Genomic DNA, 6,868 nt, shown 5'->3' on the forward strand with positions numbered 1-6,868 from the left:
CGCCTGACCCCCCTCCCCATCGGGACAGCCGCCCGTCCCGACGACCACCGGAACGCCCGCGTACCGCTCGACGGGGACGCGCTGCGCCCGCACCGAGTCGATGACGAACAGGGTCCCGCCGACCAGGGTGGCGGCGATGACCAGGGTGACGAACCCGCCGATCAGGCTGCCCGGGTGCCGGAGCAGCGTCCGCCATGCCATCCGTACCGATGCCAGGCCTCCGATCCGTGCTCGGTGTCACGGCTTCCAGCCTGTCGGGCACAGAGGTCAAGATCCTCGGCCGCCGGGAGGGTCTTCCCGGGGTACCGGAGTACCCGCGGCGGGGCCCCCGGTCCCGTCGGAGGGCAGGACGCGGGCGGTCAGGGCCTCGATGACGGCGGCGACCCGGTCCGGCGCCTGGGCGTGGGCGGAGTGGCCCTGGCCGGTGAGCACGACGCGTTCGGCGTCCGGCAGGACCTCGGCCAGCGCGTCGAGGCGCTCGCCCAGGTGCGCGGGGCTGCGGTCGCCGCCGAGCAGCACGACCGGCACGCCGATCCCCGCGTACGCCGCCAGCCGGACGCCGAGGTCGTCGATGGCCGCGTTGTCCTCGACCTGCCGGGGCGCCAGCGCCCGCATCCTCGGCGACAACGACACGTACGCGCCCGCCAGCAGCGCCGCCCAGCCCGGCAGGCCCACGGTGTCGCGGGTGAAGATCCGCATCGCCCTGCCGGGACGGCCGGCCGCGACGGCGGCGCGGCACCGGGCGTGCACCTCGCCGTGCGGCCCGCCGAGCGGGGCGCCGATGACGGCCGGCGGCTCGTAGAGCACCGCTCCGGCGAACGCCGACGGCGCGGCCAGCAGGGCTTCCAGCGCGACGACCGCGCCGGACGAGTGCCCCACGAGCACCATCGGCCCGCCGGCGGCCTCGGCCACGGCGAGGACGTGCTCGACCTCCTGGGCGATCGTGCAGCCGGCGGGCAGGTCGAGCCGGTAGCGGCGGCGCCGCAGGCGCAGCACCCGGTGGCGCGGCGCCAGCCGCCGCGCCACCGGGGCCCAGGAGTCGCCGTCGTCCAACCCGGGATGGAGCACGAGGACGACGGGGCCCGCGCCCTCGTCGATCGCCCGCGCCTGCGTGCCGTCCGACGTCGGGACCTCCATGCGGCCACCTCCTTAGCAACGCTAAGGCGAATTTAGCACTGCTAAGGCGACGCCGAAAGAGAAGGCCCGGACACCGTCCGGGCCTGGAGAAAGACGGAAGGCTACGCGGACAGGAAGCCCACCCGGTCGCGGACCATCTCCATCGTCCGCCTGGCCACCTCGGAGGCGCGCCGCGCGCCGATCGCGAGCATGCGGTCGAGCTCGGCCTCGTCGGACAGCAGCTTCTCGGTGCGCTCACGTATCGGGGTGAACGCCTCGACCACGGCCTCGGCGACGTCCTTCTTGAACGTGCCGTAGCCCTGGCCGTCGTAGCGGGCCACCAGCTCGGGGATGGGCGTGCCGGTCAGCGCGGACTGGATGCGCAGCAGGTTGGAGATGCCGGGCTTGTTCTCCTCGTCGAACAGGACCTCCGAGCCCGTGTCGGTCACCGCGCGCATGACCTTCTTGCGCAGCGGCCCCGGCTGCTCCAGGACGTCGAGGATGCCCGCCGGGCTGGAGGACGACTTCGACATCTTCGCCGAAGGGTCCTGCAGGTCGGTGATCTTCTCGACCTCCTTGAGGATGTACGGCTCGGGCAGCGTGAACGTCTCGCCGAAGCGGTGGTTGAAGCGCTGGCCGAGGTCGCGCGTGAGCTCGAGGTGCTGCTTCTGGTCGGCCCCCACCGGCACCGAGTCGGCCTGGTAGAGCAGGATGTCGGCGGCCTGGAGGATCGGGTAGGTGAACAGCCCGACGCTGGCCGCGCTCTCGCCGTACTTGGCGGACTTGTCCTTGAACTGCGTCATGCGGGCGGCCTCGCCCATGCCGGTGAGGCAGATCAGGATCCAGGCCAGCTCGGTGTGCTCGCGGACGTGCGACTGCACGAACACGGTGGACCGCTCGGGGTCGAGCCCGGCGGCGAAGAGCTGGGCCGCGGCCACGCGGCTGCGGCGGCGCAGCGCGTCGGGCTCGGTCGGCACGGTGATCGCGTGGAGATCGACCACGCAGTAGTACGCGTCGTGGGTCTCCTGCAGGGTGACCCACTGGCGGACCGCACCCAGGTAGTTGCCCAGGTGGAAGGAGTCCGCGGTGGGCTGGATGCCGGAGAGTACACGAGGTCTGGCCATAGCAGGCAATTGTGTCAGGAGTTCTGGTCGGGAGGCGACTCGAGCGCCGGACGACGCTTCACCCGCACCCGGGAGATGCGCCGGCCGTCGAGCTCGGTGACGGTGAGCTCGAAGCCGGAGAACTCGACCCGCTCCCCCTCCACGGGCACGTGCCCGAGCATGGCCATGACGAAACCGGCCAGCGTCTCGTACGGGCCGTCCGGCAGGCGGATGCCGGTCTCGGTGGCGAAGTCGTTGAGGTTGGTCAGGCCGTCGATCTCGATCTCGCCGGCGGGCAGGACGACGACGTGCTCCTCCAGGTCGTACTCGTCCCTGATGTCGCCGATGAGCTCCTCGACGAGGTCCTCCAGGGTGACGATGCCGGCCGTGCCGCCGTACTCGTCGACCACGATGGCGAGGTGCTGTCCCTCGTCGCGCATCTCGTTCAGGGTGGCGAGCAGGCGCTTGGACGCGGGCACGAACTTGGCCGTCCTGATCGGCACCACCGCGCTGATCGGCTCCCTGCGCCCGGCCAGCTCCGGGTCGAGCAGGTCGCGGACGTGCACGAACCCGACGACGTCGTCGTACGTCTCCCGGTAGACCGGGAAGCGGGAGTGCGGCAGCGTGGCGGCCAGCCGGGCGGCCTCGTTCAGCGGCGTGTCCACCTCCATGAACTCCACCTCGGTGCGCGGCAGCATCACCTCCCTGAGCTGCCGTTTGCCGGCGGCGAACACCTCGCCGATGAGCTTGCGCTCGTCGGCGGTCAGCTCGGTGTGGCCGACCACCATGTCGCGCAGCTCCTCGGTGGTGACCTCCTCGCGGTCGGCCTTCGGGTTGCCGCCGAGCAGCCGGACCACGCCGTCGGTGGACTTCGAGAGCATCCAGATGACCGGGCGCGACAGGGCGGCGATGCGGTCGAGGAACGGCGCCACGTACAACGACAGGCCCTCGGCCCGCTGCAGCGCCAGCCGCTTGGGGGCGAGCTCGCCCAGCACCAGCGAGACGTAGGAGATGGCGAGGGTGACCAGCACCAGCGCCAGCACGGGGGAGACGGCCTGGGGCACCCGCCAGCCCTCCAGCACGGGGACGAGCTGGGCGGCCAGCCGGTCGGCGCCGAACGCGGCCGACAACATGGTCGCCACGGTCACGCCGATCTGCACGGCCGACAGGAACCTGTTGGGATCATGGGCGAGCTTGGCCACGCGTTCGCCGCGGCGGCCGCGCTGGGAGAGCTTGCGGACCTGGCTCTCCCGCAAGGAGACCATCGCCATCTCGGCGGCGGCGAAGAAGCCCCCGATCAGGATGAAGAGCAGGACCAGGGCGATGTTTGCCGCGACGGTGTCGAACATGGTGGTTGGCAGCGTACTCGTCCGCTTTCCAGCGTATGCTGAACCGCAAGCCGTACAAAATCAAACATATTCGAACAGGAGCGGACATGAGACTGCTGGTGACCGGCGGAGCGGGGTACGTCGGCAGCGTGGTCGCGGCCCAGCTCGTGGAGGCGGGGCACGAGGTCACCGTGCTCGACGACCTGTCCACGGGGCACGAGGACGCGGTGCCGGAAGGCGCCCGGTTCGTCCGGGCCGGCATCACCGAGGCCCACGACGCGCTCGACGGCGTGGAGGCGGTGCTGCACTTCGCGGCCAGGTCGCTGGTGGGCGAGTCGGTGCAGCGGCCGGGGCTCTACTGGGCCAACAACCTGGGCGGCACGCTGGCGCTGCTCGACGCCATGCGCGCGAAGGACGTGCGGCGGATCGTGTTCTCCTCGACGGCCGCCACGTACGGCGAGCCCGAGCGCTCCCCCATCCAGGAGGACGACCCCACCCGCCCGACCAACCCCTACGGCGCCTCCAAGCTGGCCGTGGACACCGCGCTGACCGCGTACGCGGGGCTGTGGGGCCTCGGCGCGGTGAGCCTGCGCTACTTCAACGTGGCCGGCGCGTACGGCCGCTACCGCGAGCGCCACACGGTCGAGACGCACCTCATCCCCAACGTGCTGAAGGTGGCGACCGGCGAGCGCGAGTCGGTGAGCGTGTTCGGCACCGACTACCCGACGCCCGACGGCACCTGCGTGCGCGACTACATCCACGTGACCGACCTGGCCAGGGCCCACCTGCTGGCGCTGGACGCGGTCACGCCCGGCGAGCACAGGATCTACAACCTGGGCAACGGCACCGGCTTCTCCGTGCAGGAGGTGATCTCGGTCTGCCGTGAGGTCACCGGTCACGAGATCCCGGCCGTGGTCGGCGACCGGCGGCCCGGCGACCCGGCGGTGCTGGTGGCCTCGTCCGCCAAGATCCAGCGTGAGCTGGGCTGGAAGCCCGAGCGGACGGCGCTGCGCGACATCGTCTCCGATGCCTGGCGAGCGCTTTCCGGGAAATAGCCCTACGGCAGGCGAATGTGTGCTGTGATACCGAAATGTGAGGAGCTTTTCACCTAGGGTCACGAAGCTGCTCTTCGGCGCCCTCGTCGCGGTGGGCAGCCTCACGGCCGCCGCCGGTGTGGTCTTCGCGACGTCCCAGCCGGCCCCGGCCGTCCAGCCCGCCTCCTGCCCACCGGTGGACACGACCTAGAAACGGAACGCGGGCGCGCTCCTCCTCTGTCCCAGGAGACGCGCGCCCGCCGTCCGGATGCCGGCGCTCAGACGAGGCCGAGCTGCTTGACGGCCTCGCGCTCCTCCTCCAGCTCGCGCACGCTGGCGTCGATGCGCTCGCGGGAGAACGCGTCGATCTCGAGCCCCTGGATGATCTCGTACGTGCCGTTCACCGAGCGCACGGGGAACGACGAGATCAGGCCCTCCGGCACGCCGTACGAGCCGTCGGAGACGACGGCCGCGGACGTCCAGTCGGTGCCGTTGACCCAGTCGTGGACGTGGTCGATCGCGGCGTTGGCGGCCGAGGCGGCCGAGGAGGCGCCGCGCGCCTCGATGATGGCGGCGCCGCGCTTGGCCACCGTCGGGATGAACGTCTCGCGCAGCCACTCCTGCTCGACCAGCTCGGCCGCGACCTTGCCGCCGACCTCGGCGTGGAACAGGTCGGGGTACTGGGTGGCGGAGTGGTTGCCCCAGATCGTCATCTTCTTGATCTCGGTGACCGGGACCTGCAGCTTGGCGGCCAGCTGGGACAGCGCGCGGTTGTGGTCGAGCCTGGTCATCGCGGTGAAGCGGTCGGCCGGCACGTCGGGCGCGTTCCGCTGGGCGATGAGCGCGTTGGTGTTGGCCGGGTTGCCCACGACCAGCACGCGGATGTCGTCGGCGGCGTGGTCGTTGATGGCCTTGCCCTGCGGGCCGAAGATGCCGCCGTTGGCCCCGAGCAGGTCGCCGCGCTCCATGCCGGCCTTGCGCGGCATGGCGCCGACCAGCAGCGCGACGTTGGCGCCGTCGAACGCCACGTTGGGGTCGTCGGTGATCTCGATGCCGGACAGCAGCGGGAACGCGCAGTCGTCCAGCTCCATCGCGGTGCCCTCGGCGGCCTTCACCGCCGCCGGGATCTCCAGGAGGCTGAGCTTGACCGGAACCTCGGCGCCGAGCAGCTGCCCCGACGCGATGCGGAACAGCAATGCGTAGCCGATCTGGCCGGCGGCTCCGGTGACGGTCACCTTGACGGGCGCAGTGGCTGACGACGCCATGGCGTTACCCCTATCTCGCTGCACGAATGATTGACTTTCGGGATGTTACCCGCTCGTACTCAGCAGGTTTCCATCGCGGGCACCTTCAGTTCGGCATCGAAATCCACCGTCTTGAAATGGCTGGTCACGAGCTTGTCGATGAAGCCCGTGCGGTAGAACTCCGCGATCAGCCCCTTGACCGCCTTGCACGTCTTCACGTCGCCGTGCCGGATGCCGACGGCGTAACGCTCGTTGCTGAGCTTCGCGCCGAGGACCTTGAAGCGGGCGTGCTCGCGCGCGGCGAACCCGGCGAGGATCAGGTCGTCGCCCGGCACCGCGTCGACCTCGCCGCTGCGCAGCATGTCCATGCAGGCCGCGTAGTCGGGGGCCATCACGGCCTCGACCGCCACACGGTCCTGGACCAGCCCCACCGACGGGCTGTTGGGCGCGCACATGCGCTTGCCCTTCAGGTCGCCGATCTTGTCGATCCCCCCGCCCGCGCGCACGAGGATGTCCTGGTGGGCGAGGTAGTACGGGCCGGCGAACTCCACGTCGCTCCCGTCGATCGAGTAGGTCGCGACGACCAGGTCGACGGCGCCCTCGGCCAGCGCGGCGGCCCGGTCGTAGCCGCTCACGCTGACGAACGTCGTCTCCTTGGCCCCCAGCCCCTCGGCGATGCGCCTGGCGACGTCGACGTCGAAGCCCTCGTACCGGCCGCCGTTGTCGAGTCCGACGCCCGGCAGGTCGCCGCGCACGCCGATCACCAACTTCCCGCTCTGCGCCACCTTGTCGACGACGCTGGCGTACGGGTTGACCGGGTCTTCGCCGGACGGCCGCACGGTCGGCGAAGGTTCGGGGTTCTGGCCGAACGCGAGGGGCAGGCTGCCGTTCATCGCCAGCGCGAGCACCGCGGCGGCGACCAGCGCGAGCGCGGTGCCGACGGCGGCCCAGACCTTCCCGCGCCGCCGCCTGCGCGCCCCCGCGGGCTCGGTCATCGGGTACGGCGCCTGCTCCTGCGGCCCGGGCGGGCTTGGGGGCAGGGT

At 71.3% G+C, this 6,868-nt stretch carries 7 protein-coding genes; 1 reads left to right on the top strand and 6 read right to left on the bottom strand.

The window, feature by feature from the left end; translation table 11 throughout:
* From C1J01_RS44805 to C1J01_RS44820, 4 genes are all read right to left on the bottom strand, one after another.
* Positions 1-201, bottom strand: a 201-nt coding sequence (locus C1J01_RS44805) for a hypothetical protein (RefSeq protein WP_146615962.1), incomplete at its 3' end; no start/stop codon positions are given.
* Positions 202-267: 66 nt separating this feature from the next.
* Positions 268-1,137 (bottom strand): alpha/beta fold hydrolase, encoded by an 870-nt coding sequence (locus C1J01_RS44810; RefSeq protein ID WP_111185104.1) that lies wholly within the window; start codon positions 1,135-1,137, stop codon positions 268-270.
* Positions 1,138-1,238: 101 nt separating this feature from the next.
* On the bottom strand, positions 1,239-2,240 hold the full coding sequence (gene trpS, locus C1J01_RS44815; RefSeq protein ID WP_181449316.1) for a tryptophan--tRNA ligase: 1,002 nt from the start codon (positions 2,238-2,240) through the stop codon (positions 1,239-1,241).
* A gap of 14 nt (positions 2,241-2,254) precedes the next feature.
* Positions 2,255-3,568, bottom strand: coding sequence for a hemolysin family protein (locus C1J01_RS44820; RefSeq protein WP_111185106.1), 1,314 nt, complete (start codon positions 3,566-3,568; stop codon positions 2,255-2,257).
* A gap of 86 nt (positions 3,569-3,654) precedes the next feature.
* Here C1J01_RS44820 and galE point away from each other — a divergent pair, with 86 nt between their 5' ends.
* On the top strand, positions 3,655-4,602 hold the full coding sequence (galE, locus tag C1J01_RS44825) for a UDP-glucose 4-epimerase GalE (RefSeq protein WP_111185107.1): 948 nt from the start codon (positions 3,655-3,657) through the stop codon (positions 4,600-4,602).
* 257 nt (positions 4,603-4,859) lie between these two features.
* On the opposite strand, the gene C1J01_RS44830 is transcribed toward galE, so the two are convergent.
* A complete protein-coding gene (locus C1J01_RS44830) occupies positions 4,860-5,846 on the bottom strand; it encodes a malate dehydrogenase (protein ID WP_111185108.1) in 987 nt (328 codons plus the stop codon).
* A 59-nt stretch (positions 5,847-5,905) separates the two neighbouring features.
* Positions 5,906-6,868 (bottom strand): transporter substrate-binding domain-containing protein (locus C1J01_RS44835; protein WP_146615963.1); only part of this gene is annotated, 963 nt, incomplete at its 5' end.

This window comes from Nonomuraea aridisoli (assembly GCF_003236395.1).
In the GTDB taxonomy this organism is placed as follows: domain Bacteria; phylum Actinomycetota; class Actinomycetes; order Streptosporangiales; family Streptosporangiaceae; genus Nonomuraea; species Nonomuraea aridisoli.

Bases quoted from the DNA above. Each gene is read 5' to 3' on its own strand.
- C1J01_RS44820 (WP_111185106.1), bottom strand. From the start codon at position 3,568: ATGTTCGACACCGTCGCGGCAAACATCGCCCTGGTCCTGCTCTTCATC.
- C1J01_RS44830 (WP_111185108.1), bottom strand. From the start codon at position 5,846: ATGGCGTCGTCAGCCACTGCGCCCGTCAAGGTGACCGTCACCGGAGCC.
- C1J01_RS44810 (WP_111185104.1), bottom strand. From the start codon at position 1,137: ATGGAGGTCCCGACGTCGGACGGCACGCAGGCGCGGGCGATCGACGAG.
- galE (WP_111185107.1), top strand. From the start codon at position 3,655: ATGAGACTGCTGGTGACCGGCGGAGCGGGGTACGTCGGCAGCGTGGTC.
- trpS (WP_181449316.1), bottom strand. From the start codon at position 2,240: ATGGCCAGACCTCGTGTACTCTCCGGCATCCAGCCCACCGCGGACTCC.